Origin of the sequence: Methylobacterium sp. 1030, from assembly GCF_040544715.1 — a bacterium.
GTDB lineage: Bacteria > Pseudomonadota > Alphaproteobacteria > Rhizobiales > Beijerinckiaceae > Methylobacterium.
Window position 1 is genome coordinate 310,952 of the sequence record NZ_JBEPKM010000004.1, and the last position, 17,908, is coordinate 328,859.

At 71.4% G+C, this 17,908-nt stretch carries 17 protein-coding genes; 12 read left to right on the forward strand and 5 right to left on the reverse strand.

All coding sequences use genetic code 11. From position 1 onward, the window contains the following. Positions 1–28 precede the first annotated feature (28 nt). Genes ABIC30_RS07835 through ABIC30_RS07855 form a run of 5 tightly spaced genes read left to right on the forward strand, consistent with a single transcriptional unit; the run spans position 29 to position 4,041 of the window. Positions 29–928, forward strand: a complete 900-nt coding sequence (locus ABIC30_RS07835) for a branched-chain amino acid ABC transporter permease (protein ID WP_354454610.1) — start codon at positions 29–31, stop codon at positions 926–928. Beyond that, the gene (locus ABIC30_RS07840) at positions 925–1,965 is read left to right on the forward strand and encodes a branched-chain amino acid ABC transporter permease (protein ID WP_042670285.1); all 1,041 of its coding nucleotides are present in this window, start codon (positions 925–927) and stop codon (positions 1,963–1,965) included. Before ABIC30_RS07835 ends, ABIC30_RS07840 begins: the two co-directional genes overlap by 4 nt. Then, positions 1,959–2,768: an ABC transporter ATP-binding protein gene (locus tag ABIC30_RS07845; RefSeq protein WP_020094436.1), complete on the forward strand. Its 810-nt coding sequence runs from the start codon at positions 1,959–1,961 to the stop codon at positions 2,766–2,768. The genes ABIC30_RS07840 and ABIC30_RS07845 overlap by 7 nt, the downstream gene beginning before the upstream one ends. Next, positions 2,765–3,517: an ABC transporter ATP-binding protein gene (locus tag ABIC30_RS07850; protein WP_020094435.1), complete on the forward strand. Its 753-nt coding sequence runs from the start codon at positions 2,765–2,767 to the stop codon at positions 3,515–3,517. The genes ABIC30_RS07845 and ABIC30_RS07850 overlap by 4 nt, the downstream gene beginning before the upstream one ends. 47 nt (positions 3,518–3,564) lie before the next feature. Further along, entirely contained in the window at positions 3,565–4,041 is a 477-nt protein-coding gene (locus ABIC30_RS07855) for an SRPBCC family protein (RefSeq protein ID WP_091981639.1), read from the forward strand. A gap of 63 nt (positions 4,042–4,104) precedes the next feature. On the opposite strand, the gene ABIC30_RS07860 is transcribed toward ABIC30_RS07855, so the two are convergent. The 3 genes from ABIC30_RS07860 to ABIC30_RS07870 form a co-directional block, all read right to left on the reverse strand. After that, a complete protein-coding gene (locus ABIC30_RS07860) occupies positions 4,105–5,244 on the reverse strand; it encodes a hypothetical protein (RefSeq protein WP_234083175.1) in 1,140 nt (379 codons plus the stop codon). A gap of 325 nt (positions 5,245–5,569) precedes the next feature. Next, positions 5,570–6,916, reverse strand: coding sequence for an MFS transporter (locus tag ABIC30_RS07865; RefSeq protein WP_234083176.1), 1,347 nt, complete (start codon positions 6,914–6,916; stop codon positions 5,570–5,572). A 199-nt stretch (positions 6,917–7,115) separates the two neighbouring features. Continuing rightward, positions 7,116–7,565: a winged helix-turn-helix transcriptional regulator gene (locus ABIC30_RS07870; protein WP_234083178.1), complete on the reverse strand. Its 450-nt coding sequence runs from the start codon at positions 7,563–7,565 to the stop codon at positions 7,116–7,118. 101 nt (positions 7,566–7,666) lie between these two features. On the opposite strand from ABIC30_RS07870, the gene ABIC30_RS07875 reads away from it, so the two are divergent. The 6 genes from ABIC30_RS07875 (at position 7,667) to ABIC30_RS07900 (ending at position 14,617) form a co-directional block, all read left to right on the forward strand. Further along, positions 7,667–8,437, forward strand: a complete 771-nt coding sequence (locus ABIC30_RS07875; RefSeq protein WP_234083180.1) for an SDR family oxidoreductase — start codon at positions 7,667–7,669, stop codon at positions 8,435–8,437. Between the two features lie 85 nt (positions 8,438–8,522). After that, positions 8,523–8,756: a tautomerase family protein gene (locus ABIC30_RS07880; protein ID WP_020094429.1), complete on the forward strand. Its 234-nt coding sequence runs from the start codon at positions 8,523–8,525 to the stop codon at positions 8,754–8,756. A 170-nt stretch (positions 8,757–8,926) separates the two neighbouring features. Continuing rightward, complete coding sequence (soxC, locus tag ABIC30_RS07885) at positions 8,927–10,171, forward strand: sulfite dehydrogenase (RefSeq protein ID WP_234083181.1); 1,245 nt, start codon at positions 8,927–8,929, stop codon at positions 10,169–10,171. Continuing rightward, on the forward strand, positions 10,164–10,700 hold the full coding sequence (locus tag ABIC30_RS07890) for a c-type cytochrome (protein ID WP_132368787.1): 537 nt from the start codon (positions 10,164–10,166) through the stop codon (positions 10,698–10,700). The genes soxC and ABIC30_RS07890 overlap by 8 nt, the downstream gene beginning before the upstream one ends. A gap of 548 nt (positions 10,701–11,248) precedes the next feature. Beyond that, on the forward strand, positions 11,249–13,366 hold the full coding sequence (locus ABIC30_RS07895) for a TonB-dependent siderophore receptor (protein ID WP_234083185.1): 2,118 nt from the start codon (positions 11,249–11,251) through the stop codon (positions 13,364–13,366). A gap of 186 nt (positions 13,367–13,552) precedes the next feature. After that, on the forward strand, positions 13,553–14,617 hold the full coding sequence (locus tag ABIC30_RS07900; protein ID WP_020094425.1) for a HoxN/HupN/NixA family nickel/cobalt transporter: 1,065 nt from the start codon (positions 13,553–13,555) through the stop codon (positions 14,615–14,617). 88 nt (positions 14,618–14,705) lie between these two features. On the opposite strand, the gene ABIC30_RS07905 is transcribed toward ABIC30_RS07900, so the two are convergent. Continuing rightward, positions 14,706–14,954, reverse strand: a complete 249-nt coding sequence (locus ABIC30_RS07905; protein ID WP_026605132.1) for a DUF6894 family protein — start codon at positions 14,952–14,954, stop codon at positions 14,706–14,708. A gap of 1,297 nt (positions 14,955–16,251) precedes the next feature. Between ABIC30_RS07905 and ABIC30_RS07910 the strand changes: the two genes are divergently transcribed. Then, positions 16,252–16,518: a GNAT family N-acetyltransferase gene (locus tag ABIC30_RS07910; RefSeq protein ID WP_020094422.1), complete on the forward strand. Its 267-nt coding sequence runs from the start codon at positions 16,252–16,254 to the stop codon at positions 16,516–16,518. 58 nt (positions 16,519–16,576) lie between these two features. Here ABIC30_RS07910 and ABIC30_RS07915 read toward each other — a convergent pair whose 3' ends face one another. Beyond that, complete coding sequence (locus ABIC30_RS07915; protein WP_234083187.1) at positions 16,577–17,869, reverse strand: TAXI family TRAP transporter solute-binding subunit; 1,293 nt, start codon at positions 17,867–17,869, stop codon at positions 16,577–16,579. Between the last annotated feature and the right edge of the window lie 39 nt (positions 17,870–17,908).

Genomic DNA, 17,908 nt, shown 5'->3' on the forward strand with positions numbered 1-17,908 from the left:
CCATGCGAACCCGCGGGAGGGCGCGGCCTTGAGCGCCATCACGATCGGCGGCTTCCCCCTCGATCTCCTCGCCCTCCAGCTCGTGACCGGCATCGCGCTGGGGGCGATCTACGTGCTCGTCGGCATCGGCCTGTCGCTGATCTTCGGGCTGATGAACGTCGTCAACTTCGCCCACGGCGCGTTCTTCATGGTCGGCGCCTATGTCGGCGTCTTCCTGTACGGCTACACCGGCAGCTTCTGGCTCAGTCTCGTCGCGGCGCCGCTGGCGATGGGGCTCCTCGGGCTCGCCGTGGAGCGCGTGCTCGTGCGCCCCCTCTACGGGCGCGGCATCGACGACCCGCTGCTCCTCACCTTCGGCCTGTCGTACGTGATGGTCGAGAGCGTGCGCATCGCCTTCGGGCTGACGGGCCTGCCCTTCGGGGCGGCGCCCGAGCTGCGCGGCGCGGTCGACATCGGCATCGGCTACTTCCCCCTCTACCGCCTGTTCCTGATCGGGTTCGCGCTGGCGGTGGTGGGCGTCCTGTGGCTGTTCATCGAGCGCACGCCCTTCGGCCTCGTGATCCGGGCCGGCGCCCGCGACCCGCAGATCGTGCAGGTGCTCGGCATCGAGATCACCAAGGTCTGGCTCGCGGTCTTCGCCCTGGGCTGCGCGCTCGCCGGGCTCGCCGGCATCCTCGCCGCGCCGCTGCAGGGCGTCACGCCCGAGATGGGGGTCCCGGTGCTCGCCGAGGCCTTCGTGGTCACGGTGGTCGGCGGCATGGGCTCGCTGGCCGGGGCCGTGCTCGCCGGGCTGATCGTCGGCATCGTGGTGGCGATGACGTCGCTCGTCGCCCCCGACATGACCAAGATGGCGATCTTCGCCCTCATGGCCCTGGTGCTGCTCGTGCGGCCCCGAGGCCTCCTCGGCCGGGCCGGAGCCCTCGGATGAGCGCCCGCGCCCCCGCCTCCGCCGTCACGAAGGGAGGCGCCCTTCCGGCTACCTTGCCGGCGGCCCGGCCGGGCTCCGGCCGGGCCGGGCGCCGGCTGGCGTGGTGCGGCCGGCATCGCGTCGCCCTGACGCTCGCCTTCCTCCTCGTGTTCCCCTGGATCGCGCCCTACCAGGCCCTCGCCGTGAACATCCTGGTGCTCGGGCTCTACGCCCTCGGGTTCAACCTGCTGTTCGGCTATACCGGGCTCCTGTCCTTCGGCCACGCCGCCTTCCTGGGCGGCGGCGCGTACGGCTGCGGCATCGCCATCGTCCATTACGGGCTGCACCCGGCCCTGGCGCTCGTCGCCGGCACGCTGCTCGCGACACTCATCGCCGCCGTCATGGGCGTGCTGGCGATCCGCACCCGCGGCATCTACTTCGCGATGACGACCCTGGCGCTGTCGATGTGCGTCTACTACGCCTTCTACCAGGCGGAGGCCTTCACCGGCGGCGAGAACGGTCTGCGCGGCATCAACGTGCCGGCGCTCGCCCTGCCGGGCTTCCGCCTCAATCTCCTCGACCCGGTGGTGAAGTACTACGCCGCGCTGGCGGTGGTCGGCGTCGCGGTCTGGCTGTTCTCGCGCCTCCTGTCGTCGCCCTTTGGGGCCGCCCTCGAGGCGATCCGCGAGAACGAGGACCGGGCGCAGGCCTGCGGCTACGACGTGCGCCGCATGAAGCTCGCGGCCTTCGTGATCTCCGGGGCGCTGTGCGGCCTCGCGGGCGGTCTCCAGGCGATCCACCTCTCGATCGTGCCGATCGAGACGATGCACTATTCGACCTCCGGCCAGGCCGTGATGATGGCGCTGCTCGGCGGCATGGGGACCTTCTTCGGGCCCTTCGTCGGCGCCGCGACCTTCGCGCTCCTGCAGGACGGGCTCGCCACCGTGACGAGCCACTGGCAGCTCTTCGTCGGCGCCGTCTTCATCGCCTTCGTGCTGTTCCTGCCGCTCGGCATCTGGGGCGAGGTGCTGGCGCGCCTGAGGAGGGCCGGATGGTGAGCGCCGCCGCCGCGCCGGCAAAGGCTCCGAGTACGGCGCCGCCGATCCTCGCCACGGAGGGGCTCGGCAAGCGGTTCGGGCATTTCCGCGCCCTGTCCGACGTGACCGTCGCGTTCCCGGAGGGCGGCATCACGGCGATCATCGGGCCGAACGGGGCGGGCAAGTCGACCTTCTTCAACCTGATCTCGGGCGCCTTCCCGCCGAGCGAGGGCCGCGTGCTGTTCCGCGGGCGCGACATCACCGGCGCGGCCCCGCACGCCTTCGCCCGGATGGGCATCGCCAAGTCGTTCCAGATCACCAACGTCTTCCCGCACCTCACGGTGCGCGAGAACGTGCGGGTGGCCGCCCAGGCCCGGCGGGTCCGCTTCGCGTTCTTCCGGGACCGCGCGGTCTATCCCGAGCTGGCGGAGCGGGCCGAGGAACTCCTCGGCGAGGTCGGGCTCGGCGCCCGGATGGACCGCCTCGCGCGCGAACTCGCCCACGGCGAGCAGCGCGCCCTGGAGATCGCGGTGGCGCTGGCCGCCGAGCCGAGCCTCCTCCTCCTCGACGAGCCGACCGCCGGGATGAGCCCCGAGGAGACGCGCGAGATGATGGACCTCGTGCAGCGCCTCGCCGAGACCCGGACGCTGATCCTCGTCGAGCACAAGATGAAGCTCGTCATGGGCCTGTGCCGGCGCCTCGTCGTCCTCCACCAGGGCCAGCTCCTGGCCGAGGGCAGCCCCGACGACATCCGGGCGCATCCCGAGGTGCGCCGCGTCTACCTGGGCAACACGGCGGGCAAGATCACGGGCGGGACCGCATGAGCGCCGCCGTCACGCAGCCGCTCCTGGCGGTCGAGGACCTGCGGGCGTGGTACGGCCACTCCCACATCCTGCAGGGCCTCTCGCTGGAGGTGCGCCCCGGCGAGATCGTCACGCTGGTCGGCCGCAACGGCGCCGGCAAGACCACCACGCTGAAGGCGATCATGGGCCTCGTGGCGAAGCGCGAGGGGCGCGTGACCTTCGCGGGCGCCGACATCCTCCACCGGCCGCCCCACGAGCGCTTCCACCGGGGCCTCGCCTACGTGCCGGAGGAGCGGCGCATCGTGCCGGGGCTGACCGTGGAGGAGAACCTGCGCCTCGGCATCCTGGCCGCCAGGGGGGCAGGACGGGGGGGGCGCGCGACGCGCCGCGACGAGGCGCGGCGGATCGAGGTCATCGCCGAGACCTTCCCGCGGCTGAAGCAGCGCCTGAAGCAGGAGGCGGTCACGATGTCGGGCGGCGAGCAGCAGATGCTCGCCATCGCCCGGGCGCTCATGGCCGAGCCCGTGATGGTGCTCCTCGACGAGCCCTCGGAGGGGATCATGCCGATCCTGGTCGAGGAGATGTTCGCGCAGTTCGTCGCGATGAAGCGGGCCGGCACCACGATCCTGCTCGTGGAGCAGAACGTCGAGCTCGCCCTCGACGTGTCCGACCGCGTCTACATCGTCGACGGCGGCGCCGTCGTCTACCACGCCCCCGCGGCCGCGCTGCGGGACGATCCCGAGATCCAGGCGCGCTACTGCGCGGTCTGAGCGCCCGCACCGGCCGGTGGGCGGCGCAGTGTCAGGAGGAGACCAGGATGGACATCGCTGGCGCGTATCGGATCCCGGTCGCGCGGGAGGCCGTCTGGGCGGCGCTGAACGATCCGGAGGTGCTGGCCCGCTGCATCCCCGGCTGCAAGGAGCTGGTGCAGGCCTCCCCGGAGGAGATGACGGCCAAGGTCGCCCTCAAGGTCGGGCCGGTCTCGGCGACCTTCGCGGGCACGGTCCGCCTCGAGGACTTGCGCCCCCCCGAGGGCTACAGCCTCGTCGGCCAGGGCAACGGCGGCATGGCGGGCTTCGCCAAGGGCCGCGCCGCCGTCAGCCTCGCGGCGGAGGGCGGCGAGACGCTCCTGACCTACACCGCCAAGGCCGAGGTCGGCGGCAAGATCGCGACGCTGGGCGGCCGGCTCATGCAGGCGACCGCGCGCAAGCTCGCCGACGAGTTCTTCGGCAAGTTCGCCGCCGAACTCGGAGCGACCGGCGACCCGGCCGCGCCCAGGGCGGCCGAGGCCTAGGAAAACCGCGCCTCGACCGCGCCGGCCGGGACGGTCGCGCCGGTCCGGCGCGTCGGAGACCGGTCATCGCTGCGATCCGATCTGCAGGACATTGAAGCCGCGCTGCAGGGAGGTCCCGAGGAACTCTCCGAACGGGGTGTTCGCACCCGCGGCACGATCGACGCGGAGGACGGCGGCACAGCCGCGCTGCGGGCTCTCGACCGAGCGGCCGTCGACGGAGGCCGCGGGGGCCATGCCGGCTCGCCAACGCGCCTTCAGCGCGGCGACGGCCCGGTCGGCCGTCCGGCAATCGGGATAGGCGAGGGATACGAGCAGGGCCGGACCGTTCTTGCCTTGATAGTCCGCCACGATACCGCCGGCATAAGCCGGGACGCCGTCCCGTCCGCGCTCGCGCTGATCCGCGATCGCCTTCCTCTGCGCGGCCAGATCGGTCGTCGCCGACAGGAGGGCGGCAGGATCGTCGGGGGTGATCCCCATCAGCGGCGTCACGACGGCCGCTTGAAGGATCGCGCCCGGGTCGCGCTCATCCGCGGCGGCCAGACCCGTCAGCGCTGTGGCGACCGCCTCGTGATCCGCCGCGCTCCGGCCGACCCCGACGCGTGTCTCCAGATCCGCGGCCGCGGACGCCTGCGCGACGACGCGATCGATCGCCAGGATCGCGCTGGTCTCGCCCATCGGGCCGGACCAGGGATCGGTCGGCTGCCGGGCCCTGAGATTCAGGGCGCGGGGCTCCCCGTTGGCGAGAATGCGCGGCGCGGTCGGGACCGGCCGGAAGTTCCTGTCCTTCAGTTTGGCGACCAGGGTGTCGGCTGCCGCCTTCGTCGCCAGACCCCAGTGAGTCACGCGCGCCGGAGGCTGGCCGAAGGCCGCGAAATACGAGATGTCCTCGAACGGGATGCCGGCCTTCTCGGTCCATGTCTGCGCGCCGCCGTAGCTGAGGGCGTTCAGCGGGCGGATGCTCTGCGCGAAGGCCATGCGCCGCAGGCCGGCGTCGCTCAGCGCGCCGCCGGCTGCCCGGGACAGCGCCTGGACGTCCATGAAGACGATCGGCATCGGGTCAGGCGTCGCCAGGACGGAATCCGGCACCGCGCGGAGAGCCGCCTCCAGAGTGCTGGCCGCCCGCGCCGCCGGCGCGATCATCAGTGCTGAGAAGGACACGACGACGAGGCGGGATGAAACTGAGCGCCAGAGAGGTCGTGTCACGTCGAATCCCATGCTCCAGGTCCCTCGGGAGCGCCGATGCCCGTCTGCCGGTCATGGCGATGACCGCGTCGGGCAAGAAGAGATCTCCGCAGTGCTCACCCGATCATTGCTGGACAGGCTCTCTTCTGTCTCCGTCAGTCGACTTTAGCTGACCCGCTCTCGGCTACCACTAGTGAGGGTGACCTATTGACCGCGCCGCCCGGATCGCCGCCGATCGGACGCCCGGAACCATCGAGACGAGCGACGATCGATGAAGGCGTTCGGCTCGGTGAGAGCCGCAACGTGACTTCGGCCTCCGCGTGTCGCCCCCCGCGCGCCGATAATCTCACGCGAGCGATTCTCCGGTCCGATCGCGCATCGTGAGGACTGCGGCGAGCGAGATGGCCGACAGCACGGCGACGTAGAGGCCCGGCCCCGTGGGCCAGGCCAGGTGGTGGACGATCCACGTCGCGGCCATCGGGGCGGTGCCCCCGACCAGCGCCATCGAGGCGTTGAAGCTGATCGCGAGGGCCGTGCAGCGCGAGCGGTGCTGGAACATCTCGACGAACGCCGTCGGCACGACGGCGGCGTTGCCGGCGATCAGGATCGCGAACGCGACCTGGCCCAGGACGATCAGAAGCGTGTCGCCGGTGGTCAGCAGCATGAAGAGCGGCCACGACAGGATTGTCAGGCCCGCCCCGGTCAGGACCAGAACACGCTTGCGCCCGAAGCGGTCGGACAGGGCTCCGGCGATCGGGATGCACACGGCTTGAACCACCATGGCGAGGGAGTTGATGAGAAACGCCGTGTGTTGCGGGAGGCCCGACACGGTGTGCATGAACGTCACGAGGTAGACGAACACCACGTAGAAGCCGCACGCCAGGCCGAGATTCATCGCGAAGGCGCGCAGCATGGCGGAGCCGTCGATCTCGACGGCCGTGCGCAGCGGTGAGCGCTGGTCCGTCGGTGCCCGATCTTCGCGAAACACGGTCTCGACGTGATCGTCGTCGATATGGCGACGCAGGGCGAAGATGAAGACGCCGAGCACGATCCCGAAGAGGAACGGCAGGCGCCAGCCCCACTGGTGAACGTCCTCCGGCGTGAGCAGGCCGGTGACGAGCGTCCCGGCAATGGAGCCGAGCAGGATGCCTCCGGCGGCCCCGATGCAGGCGAGGCTGCCGGTTAGGCCGCGGCGCGCCGGTGCTGCGGTCTCGGACAGGAAGATGGCCGAGGAGGTGTACTCGCCGCCGACGGAGAGACCCTGGCCGAGCCGCAGCACCACGAGCAGGACGGGCGCGAGGAGTCCGGCCGACGCGTAGGTGGGCAGGCAGCCCATCAGGAAGGTCGAGACGGCCATGAGGCCCGCCGACAGCAGGAGTGCCGTCTTCCGGCCGTAGCGGTCGCCGATGTGGCCGAACACGATGCCGCCGATCGGGCGCATGAAGAAGGCGGCGGCGAACACCGCGAAGGCCGACAGTAGCGACGTCGTCGGGCTGTCGGACGGGAAGAAGTTCCGGCCGATGACGGCACTGAAATACCCGTAGGTGGCGAAATCGTACCATTCGAGCGTGTTGCCGATGGCGCCCGCGACCACGGAGCGACGCCGCGCCGCGCCGGGGACCTTCGGGCCGTCGGCGATCGCGTCGGAACTGATCGGGAGCGGCGGCTCACCGTACGGAGGGGTGGATTGCATGATGCGCCCGCCTTGCCGCCGAATTCAGTCTAGACGCTAGACTGAAACGCCAAGCTTGGCGAGACCATTGGAGAAGGACGACATCGCTCTTCCGCTCGACAGTTAATAGGCGCGGGGCCGCCCCGCGCGGGCGAGCCCGCCAAGGCCGCACGCACCTCCGTCCTCCGCGGCCAGACCGCGATCGGGAGGCCCTCCGTCCTCACGGTGCCTCGGCGTCGGCGGGAAGATCCGGAGCTTCGGCCGCCGCGGCGAACGCCCGCCGGGCCCGCTCGATCTCGGCGTGGTGCGTCTCGGCCCAGATCCACACGCCGCAGAACGCGGCGCCCAGGCTCCGGCCCAGCGGTGTCAGCGTGTAGTCCACGCGCGGCGGGATCACTGGGTGCACCGTCCGCCGGACGAGACCGTCCCGCTCCATCTGGCGGACGGTCTGCGTCAGCATCTTCTGGCTGATCCGGCCCACGGCCCGGCCGAGCTGCGTGAATCGGAGGGTGCCGTGCTCCTCCAGGGCCTCGAGGATCAGCATGGTCCACTTGTCGGCCACTTGGCCGATGATGTCGTTCACCAGGGCCTCGATCGCCGGATCGACGTCCCGCGGGGGTGTCCCGCGCCGCTTCGCCTCGATCGCGGGGTCAGGGGCAGCCCTGCGCATTCGACACTCACCTTTCGGTGCGTACAAATCTTTTCGGTGCCTACTTCAGGGCGGAGAGTGTCAACCATACTTTCTGCGGCGACAACAACGGGGTCGCCATCATGAAAACCTCCGGCAACACGATCCTCATCACGGGCGGCGGGTCCGGGATCGGAGCCGCGCTCGCCCATCGCTTCCACGACCTCGGCAACATCGTCATCGTCGCCGGTCGCCGCGTGGAGGCACTGGAACGGGTCACGGCCGGCCGCCCGGGCCTGCACGCGATGCCCCTCGACATCGCGGATGCCGGAGACATCGCGGCGTTCGCCCGGCGCGTCACGGCCGAGCACCCGGCCCTGAACGTGGTGATCAACAACGCCGGCATCATGCGCTTCGAGGCGCTGGATCAGGCGCGCGACCTCTCCGACGCGGAGGCGACGATCACCACCAACCTGCTCGGCCCGATCCGTCTGACGGATGCCCTCGTCGCGCATCTGGTCACACGGCCGGACGCGGCGCTGATCAACGTGTCGTCCGGGCTGGCCTTCGTGCCCCTGACGACCACACCGACCTACTCGGCGACGAAGGCGGCGATCCACAGCTACACGGTCTCGCTGCGCGAGGTCCTCAAGGGCCGGGTCGAGGTGATCGAGCTGGTGCCGCCGGCGGTCCAGACGGATCTCACGCCCGGCCAGGCCACCCGCGCGGGCTACCTACCGCTGGCCGACTTCATCGACGAGGTGATGGCCCTGTTCCAGCAGCAGCCGACGCCGGCCGAGATCCTGGTGCAGCGCGTCGCCTTCCAGCGCAACGCCGAGGCCGAGCACCGCTTCGACGCGGCCGTCGCGACCCTGAACGAGGCCGCTCGCGCGGCCCGCGCGGCGCAGGAATGAGGTGCGCGCGGAGATCCGCGAGGAGATCCACGTCGCCGCGCGCGGGCGCGACCCGTGTTTCATCAGTTCAGCCCGGAGACGATCGATGCCGTTCGCCAATTTCAAGATCCCGCAGGGCATGATGACCGGTCCGCAGAAGGCGGATCTGATCCACCGCACGACGGATCTGCTGGTCTCCTTCTTCGGGGAGGCCGCGCGCCCGCACACCATGGTCCTGGTCGACGAGGTCGTGGATGGCGGCTACGGGCGCGCCGACGAGGTCTTCGATCTCGAGGCCCTGCGACGCCTGCGGGCGCACCACGAGACGGGTTCGCGCTGACGGCCTCCACATCGTGCCGGCGGCCCTGCTCGGAGCCGTCGACGATCTCGTCGCGCGTGTCCGTCCCCGGACCGCGCGCCGGGCGCCGTTCCGACGGGACTAGGAGGGAGCGCCGTTGCGTGAGACTCTGGGCCTGCCCCGGCGGGCGGGGCGAGGCGGAGTGCCATGCGATGAGCCAGGACGACGAATCGCCGCCGGCGCGGCGCCGCTTCCTCGCACAAGGCGCGGCGGCGGCCGCGGCCGTCCTCGCGGGCGGGCCGGCCCGATCGGACGAGGCGGCGCCTCCGGCCGTACCCGAATGGATGAAGGTCCCGGGCGCCGATGTCGGCAGCCAGACCTACGGCCGGCCCTCGCGCTTCGAGGAGGGCGTCATCCGCAACGTCCCGAAGGGTCTGAAGCAGTACATCTCGGCGTCGAGCCGCACGCCGCTGCAGGATCTCGACGGCATCCTGACGCCCAACGGCCTGTTCTACGAGCGCCACCACGGCGGCATTCCGGACATCGATCCCGCCCAGCACCGGCTGATGATCCACGGACTCGTCGAGACGCCGCTCATCCTGACGATGGACGACATCCGCCGCTTCCCGTCGGAGTCGCACATCTACTTCCTCGAATGCTCGGGCAACCCGGGCTTCGAGGCGATCAAGGGCAAGACGGCGTCGGACCTCGTCGGCCTCGTCAGCTGCGCCGAATGGACCGGCGTGCGCCTCGCGACGGTCCTGGCGGAGGCCGGGCTCAAGCCGGACGCGCGGTGGGTCGTGGCCGAGGGCGCGGATTCCGCCGCGCTGACCCGCAGCATCCCGATCGCGAAGTGCCTCGACGACGCCCTGCTGGTCTACAGCCAGAACGGCGAGCGGCTGCGCCCCCAGCAGGGCTACCCGCTCCGGGTGCTGCTGCCCGGCTACGAGGGCAACATGAGCGTGAAGTGGCTGCGCCGGCTCAACGTCACGGCGGAGCCGGCCTATTCCCGCGAGGAGACGTCGAAGTACACCGACCTGATGCCGGACGGCACGGCGCGGCAATTCACCTTCGTGATGGAGGCCAAGTCGATCATCACGCGGCCCTCGGGCACGCAGCGGATCGCCCCCGGTTTCCACGAGATCACCGGCCTCGCCTGGAGCGGGCGCGGGCGGATCCGCGGCGTGCAGGTGTCGACGGACGGGGGCGGGAGCTGGCGCGACGCCGCCTTGCAGGAGCCGGTGCTCAACCGGGCGCTGACGCGGTTCCGCCTGCCCTGGCGCTGGGACGGGACGCCGACGACCATCGCGAGCCGGGCGATCGACGAGACCGGCTACGTGCAGCCGGGCTTCGAGGCGCTGACGGCGGTGCGCGGCCTCAAATCCTTCTACCACAACAACGCGGTCGTGCCCTGGCGCATCGCGGCGGACGGCGAGGTGGCCAATGGCTATGCGTGAAGCCCGCGCCGCCGCGGGGATCGCCCTGGCGCTCGCCTGCGCCGGGCCGGCACGGGCGACGGAGCGCCTCGGGATCGGGCGTCCGGCCACGGAGGCCGAGATCGCCGCCTGGAACATCGACGTCGACCGGGACGGCCGGAAGCTGCCGCCCGGACACGGCAGCGTCGCCCACGGCCGAGAGGTCTTCGAGACCCAATGCGCCTCGTGTCACGGCAGCCGGGGCGAGGGCGGGACCGGCGAGCGGCTGGCCGGCGGCCAGGGCACGCTCGCCTCGGCGAAACCGCTCAAGACCGTCGGCAGCTTCTGGCCCTACGCGCCGACCCTGTTCGACTACATCCGGCGGGCGATGCCGATGAACGCCCCGCAATCGCTCAGCGCCGACGACGTCTACGCGGTCTCGGGCTACGTCCTGTACCTGAACGGGCTCGTCCCGGAGAGCGCCGTGCTCGATGCCGCCACCCTGGCCGCCGTCCGCATGCCGAACCGCGACGGGTTCGTGCCGGATCCCAGGCCGGATGTGAGACCCTGACGGGAGCGGCGTACCCGATCAGGCCGCCCCGGCCCCGCCCGCCGCCGTGGCGCCGCGGTGCTGTGGCCGTTCCGCCACTGTCGTCGCAACATTATTACATTCGGTTGCCGGGGCGTTGACCCGGCCGGTCGCCGCGGCAAGTATTTTCCTGCCAAGGTTATCCGGGCACGGTCCGGAGCCGGGGTGGTAATCCGGTGCGCGCTGCGCGGTGCGTCCGGATCTGCCCCGCACCTGTCGACTGGGCGCGCCCGTTCCCCGCGGCCGCCGGTGCCGCGCACCGGGACGGTCCGGCGGCGGCGATGACGTGCGTCACGGGAGGCGGCCTTCGGCGCGACGACGTTCCTCGGGCGCGGTGCCCCAGCGGAGCGCACGGTGCCGCCCGTCCGGGCGTGACGCCGCCCGCCTCCGCGTGGCCGCGCGCCGACAGCAGCGAGTGTGTGGTGGCGAGTTCTGGACGATTGTCGTTCCGCGAGAGTCCCAGGCCGCGCCGGGGATGCGCCCGCCCTGCTGGGGCGCGGCGCGGCAGCCCGCGCCTGGCCCTGGCGGCCATGCTGTCCGCCGGCGTGCCGGTCGGGGAGGTCCGCGCGCAGGAGAGCGTGACCCTGGAGGAACTGTCGGTCGAGCATGTCGGCGAGGGTGCCGCCCGCACGACGGCGTCCGGGCGCGGCAGCATCGGCCTGATCGGTCCGACACCGGGCTACGGCGCCGGCGCGGCGGTCAGCGCGACGCGCACGGCCACACCGCAGATCGACGTGCCCGTGGCCGTGTCGGTGGCGCCGCGCGAGACGATCACCGACATCGCCGCCACCCGCGTCGACCGGGTCTTCGACTACCTGCCCGGCGTCGCCCGCCAGAACAATTTCGGCGGCCTGTCGATCTTCAGCTACGCCATCCGCGGCGTGACCACCTCCGAGATCTACAAGAACGGCTTCCCCCTCAATCGCGGGACGCCGCCGCCGCCCGACGCCCAGAACATCGAGCGCATCGAGGTGCTCAAGGGGCCGGGAGCGGCCCTGTTCGGGCGCAGCGACCCCGGCGGGCTGGTCAACCTGATCACCAAGCAGCCGACCGCCGAGCGGTTCGTCGAGTTCGGCAACCAGGTCGACTCGTTCGGCCTGACCCGGGGCACGATTGATGCCGGCGGTGCGCTGAGCGCGGACGGCACGGTGCTCTACCGCTTCAACCTCGCCGCCCAGGGTGCGGGCAGCTTCCGCGACTTCGTCGACAGCGACCGGCTCCTCGTCGCGCCGGTGGTGAGCTGGCAGGTCACCCCGGACACGCGGATCACGGTCGAGACCGAGTTCGTGAAGAACCGGATCGTCTTCGACCGGGGCGTCATCGCGCTGAACCGGCAACTCGGGTTCCTGCCCGTCTCCCGCTTCCTCGGCGAGCCCGGGCAGAGCACCTATCAGAACAACAACACGCTGCAGGTCCGCGTCGACCACCGGTTCGACGAGAACTGGCAGCTTCGCCTCGCGACCTACTTCAACACGGGCGATCTCGCGGGCGAGTCGGCGGAGATCCGCGCCATCGCTGCCGACAACCGCACGGTCTCGCGCGACCGCAACGTGCGCGACTACCGCTGGGACGTGGCCGTCGGGCAGGCCGACCTCGTCGGGCGCTTCGATACCGCCGGCATCGGCCACACGCTACTGCTCGGCATGGACCGGGAGAGCACCGACAGCCGCACGCAGTACTTCCGCTCGAACTTCCGCACGAGCCCGTTCGCCCTGGACATCTACGCCCCGGTCTACGGGCAGGCGCTGCCGCCGATCACCATCCCGCGCAACAACCTGGAGCGGATCACCAACACCGGCCTCTACGCGCAGGACGAGATCGTCCTGAGCCCCGAATGGCGGGCGCTCGTCGGTGTGCGCCTCGACATCTTCGAGCAGAGCTTCCGCGAGCGCGCCGTCCGCAGTCAGGTCGACCAGTCGCGGGTCGCCGCGTCGCCCCGGGCGGGCCTCGTCTACCGGCCGATCCCGGAACTCGCCCTCTACACCAACGTCGGCACGAGCTTCCGGCCGAACATCGGCCCGGACGCCGCCGCCGTGACCCGCGGCACGGCCCTGCCGCCCGAGACCGGCCTCGGCTACGAGGTCGGCGCCAAGTCCGAGCTGTTCGGCGGCAGCCTGCTCCTCACCGCCGCCGCCTTCCGGGTGGAGCGGGAGAACGTGCTCACGCCCGATCCCGCCAATACCGGCTTCTCCCTCGCCGCCGGGGCCGTCCGCAGCCAGGGGTTCGAGCTGACGGCCCAGGGGCAGATCACGCCCGAGCTGAAGCTCCTGGCCGGCTACGTCTACGCCGACGCCCGGGTGACCAAGGACAACGTGCTCCCGGTCGGAGCCCCGCTCATCAACGTGCCGCGCCATTCCGGCAGCCTCCTCGCGGTCTACGAGCCGGAGGGTGCGTGGCGCGGCTTCGGTATCGGAGGCGGCGTGCGGGGCGTGGGCGCGCGCGCCGGCGACGCGGCCGGCTCCGGCTTCACCCTGCCGGCCTACGTCGCGGTCGACGCGCTCGCCTACTACCGCTTCGACAATGCCCGGATCGCGCTCAACGTCGAGAACATCTTCGACACCGCGTACTACGAGAGTTCGCTGAACGTGTTCCGGGTCTATCCGGGCTCGCCCCGGCGGATCACGGGCTCGGTGACGGTGCGGTTCTGATGGCGGGCCCGCGGCCCCCGTCCAGGCAGCCGCCGGGGTCGTCGCTCCGGCGAGAGGACGCGCCTGCGGGACTCCGCAGGCCGACCGCTTCTGCGCTATGTCGGATTCCGTGCTGCACGGCAGCAGCGACGCGACAGGCCCGGGCAACGGGGCCGAGGGGACGGTATTCGGGTGGGTAAGGCTTTGATGGAAGCGATCGTCCCGTCCGATGGCACGGCGCCCCGCGTCGTGCGGCGCCGCATCGTTCTGCTCTACCTCGTCCTGATCGCGGCCAACGTCGCCGCCTGGTCCTGGGCCTACAGCCTGTTCGCGGGGCAGCCGGCCCTGCTCTCGACCGCGCTGCTGGCCTACGTCTTCGGGCTGCGCCACGCGGTCGACCCCGACCACATCGCCGCCATCGACAACGTCACGCGCAAGCTGATGCAGGCGGGCCAGCGGCCGGTCTCGGTCGGCTTCTGGTTCGCCCTCGGCCATTCCACCGTCGTGGTGGTGGCCGCGGCCGCGGTGGCGCTGGCCGCCACCAGCCTGATCACGGCCTCGGAAGGCTACCGGGAACTCGGCGGCCTGATCGGCACAGGCGTCTCGGCCGCCTTCCTGATCCTCATCGGCCTCGTCAATCTCGTCGTCCTCGCGGGGGTCTGGCGCGCGTTCCGGCAGGTGCGGCGCACCGGCCGCTACGTCGAGGCCGACCTCGACATGCTGCTCGCCAACCAGGGCGTCCTCGCCCGGATCCTGCGGCCGCTGTTCCGCCTCGTGACGCGCTCCTGGCACATGTACCCGCTGGGCCTGCTCTTCGCGCTCGGCTTCGATACCGCCACGGAAGTGAGCCTGTTCGGGCTCTCGGCCGCCCAGGCGAGCCAGGGCATCGATCTCTGGACGATCCTGGTCTTCCCGGCGCTGTTCACCGCCGGCATGACGCTGGTCGACGCGACCGACGGCGTGCTGATGCTCGGCGCCTACAGCTGGGCCTATGTCCAGCCCATGCGCAAGCTGTTCTACAATCTCACCATCACCCTGGTGTCGGTGGTGGTCGCGCTGGTGGTCGGCACGCTGGAGGCGCTGAACCTCCTGGCGGACAAGCTCAACCTCCAGGGCTGGCTCTGGGAGCGGATCGCCGCGATCAACGACCATTTCGGCGTGCTCGGCTTCGCCATCGTCGGCCTCTTCGCGGCGGCTTGGCTCCTGTCGTTCCTCATCTACCGCCTCGGCCGGTTCGACCGGATCGACGTCAAGCCGGCCGACATCCCCTGACCGGCGTCGGCCGTGTCCACGCGGGACGTCCGGCGCCGGTGAGTTGGGCCGATGTCGGAGCGCGCCGGATGCGCGCGGCGGGCTGAACCTACCCGGCCGCCTCGCTGAGCCTCAGGCCGGTGAACGTCAGCGTCGCCGTGTAGATCGGCGCGCCGGCCGCATCCCGGACGACCACCGTGTAGGTTTGCCTGTCCCCGTCGCTCGGGATCTCCCATCGCGCGACGTCCGGGAGGGAGATCATCGCTTCTCTGCGCGCAGCGTCGAAATCGGCGCACTCGGTCCCGTCCTCGTCGCGTTGCAACTGACCGTCGTGGATATCGAAGAAATAGCGCGGCACCCACGCCTCCATGACTGGCTTCCCCTCACGAAAGCTAACCGGGATCGGAAACGCCGGTTCTCGGCGCGCGGCGCCCGATCCGCGCCGGTGACCGCGGCCGACGCCCTCGGATGAGCGGGCGTCGGCCGGGCCCGGCCGGCTATCCGTTCCGGGCCTTCCGGCGCTGGCGGCCGTGCCGTCGCGTCGCCGGATCGCGTCCTCGAACCGACACGTCGCGCGGGGCTGCGGATCGGAAGTGAGAGCGCCGCGCGACGGCGTGCGCGGCGTGACGGGACCGCTCCGGCCGTTCCGGCCGGGCCCGTGCCTCCGGACGGGCGGTCGCGGACCCGCGGTCTCTCAGCGGTCTCTCGTCTTCGTGGTACGGGAATCCTGCGTCTTGTTTCCGTCGTCGGCCGGCGAGGCGCCCGGAACGCCGGTGTTGCCCGAGCCCCCGCCCCTCTCTCCGCCCTTCATCTGATCGCCGTGCTGCATCCGCTGCCCGCCCGACCCGGACGGCGCTGGCCCGGACGTCGATCCTCCGGCGGCGCCCTGCGCCGTTGCCGCGCCGGCCGTGCCGAGAAGGAGCGACGACACGAGGACGAAGATCCGGATTGCGGTCATGATGTTCTCCAGAAAACTACCATTGGGCAGGCACAGAAAGCTGTCTGAGTTCCGGAATATCGCAAAGTATCGAGCTTGAGATCATAGTGTTATGTTTTTCTTATTGAATACTTCGGGTTGACGTGCCGAAATATCCGATAGCGGTCCGGGCGCGCGCATCGGCGGGCAAACCGCCCGGATCGCGCCTGAGCTGTGGGACGCCGACGTGGACCGGCCTCCCCGCGGGGAGCCCGCAGATCGGTCCGACACGGCGCGGCGGGCCGCGCTGAGAGTGGCTCGGAGGGCCGGAGGGGCCGGTCCGCCGACGATGCCGGCACGAAATGACCGCCGCGGCGTGAGCCGGGCGGTCCAGGTGGTCTCGGGATGTCCAGAGTTAGACGATCGCGGGCCGCGCTTAATCCGCGCCGCATCCGCGCCGCGAGGAGCGGACCGCCGTGCCGGCCGCGCCGGCCGCGTCGTCCGGCGGGCCTCGTCGTGCTGCGGCGCTCGCGCGCCATGTCCGCGTCGTCGGCGGCGATGCCGACGCGTCGGTTCTGACCCGCGTCCGCGACGAGGACACGCGCCCCATATAACCGTCGCGGGAGCGCGGGCCTCCGAGAGGCCGTCCGTGGCGGCGCGGGGATCCTGCAGAGCGCCGGGTTCGACGCGGTGCTTCCCGATCGGAGCCGCGCAAAGCCGGGGGACGAGGAGGACCGAGATGCTGCGCGACAATGTCGAGCGAGGCCGCTTCGAGCTGCAGGTCGGCGGTGACGTCGTCTTCGCGACCTATCGGCGGGAGCCCGGCCAGCTCGTCATCAGCCACGTCTACGCGCCGCCGGTCCTGCGCGGCACCGGGGCGGCCGGCCGTCTCATGGAAGGCGTCGCGGCGCACGCGCGCGCCGAGGGCGATCGGATCGTGCCCCTGTGCGGCTACGCCCGGGCGTGGCTGCGCGGGCATCGGACGCATCGCGACCTGCTCGCGTGAGGCCGCGACCGGGCCGGGATCGGCCGCCGCCGGGGGCCGGTGCCGGGATCGCCTGGCGCTAGGTCATCCGTTGCGCCACGTGCCGCCGCCGGCGCTGGACGGCCTCGCGGACATGCGCGACGAGCAGGGCGACGAGGCGGATCTCGACGCTCTCCGTCCGCCTGTGGGCCTCCATCCGGATCGTCTCCGCCGCGAGCGCGTCGGCCTCCCGCTCCAGATGATCGAGCTCGACCGGATCGGCGCTCGACACGGACAGCCAGATCTCCAGGAGGCGCATGACCCGGGTGGGCGGCTGCAGCGGCCGGAAGCGCCGATACAGGCCGATGCCCGCCGCGCCGAGGGAGGCCAGCGCGCTGATCATGAGCCCGACCCAGTAGGCCGCGTTCTGCGCCTGATCGCTCAGGCTGGGCTGGTTCCCGGTCAGGTACGCCGTCGCGCCCGGGTGGATCGGGAGCGCCTGGACCTTGTCGTCGGTGTCGGGGGCCTCGATGCCGGCCAGATCGTCGTCGAGCGCGACGAGCCGCGGCTTGCCGGTGAGAACCTCGCGGGTGATCTCGCCGGCGAGCCAGTCCGGCATGGCGCCGCGGGCCACGAGCCGGTGGCTGACGGACAGCGTGGTGATGTCGTCGCCCGGTGCCGGCAGGGAGCCGAGGAACGCGCCCTTGGGCACGTCGATCGTGTCGAGCACGGGGTGCTCCTTGGCGATCGCCGCCGCCTCGTCGACTTCGAACAGCTTCGCCGCCCCGGAGCCTTTGCGCAGCGCCGTGAACAGGGGCAGCCACAGCGCGCTCCCGACCGGAGCCACCACGAACACCGAACCGATCTGGCGGCTGCGGGCGGCCTCTGTCAGCTGGTCGATCGTCAGGATCCGGCGATGCACGCTGCTCGGGGGCACGCCGAAATGCGTCAGGATCAGGTCGAGCAGGAGCGGGTCGAGCTTACGCCCGTCGAGGAGACCGACGGTGCTGCCCCGCAGCTTGGCCACGCTGTCGACGGGGCTGCCCCCGGGCGCGACGAAGACCACCGCGTCGCGGCGCAGGATGACCAGGGTCTGCCCGTCCTTCGGCGCGGCGTCGCTGCGCACCAGGGCGAGCTGGGTCTCGCCCTTGTCGAGGGCCGCCGAGGCGCCAAGGCGATCCGGCTCGAAGATCGTCCGGATGCGCACCCGCGGATGCTGGGTCTCGAAGAGCTGCGTGAGCGCCTGCGCGGCCTCCCGATCCTCGGTGCTGGTCTTGGCGACCGCGATGTCGAGGGAGAGCAGGCCGAGGAGGAGATGGATGAGCAGAGCAGCGACGGCGGCCCCGGCGATGACGCCGAGGACGATGACTGTCGTTCTGGAACGCCGGATCATCCGTGCCGCGCTGATCTGCCGATCCACCAGCATAGCGCG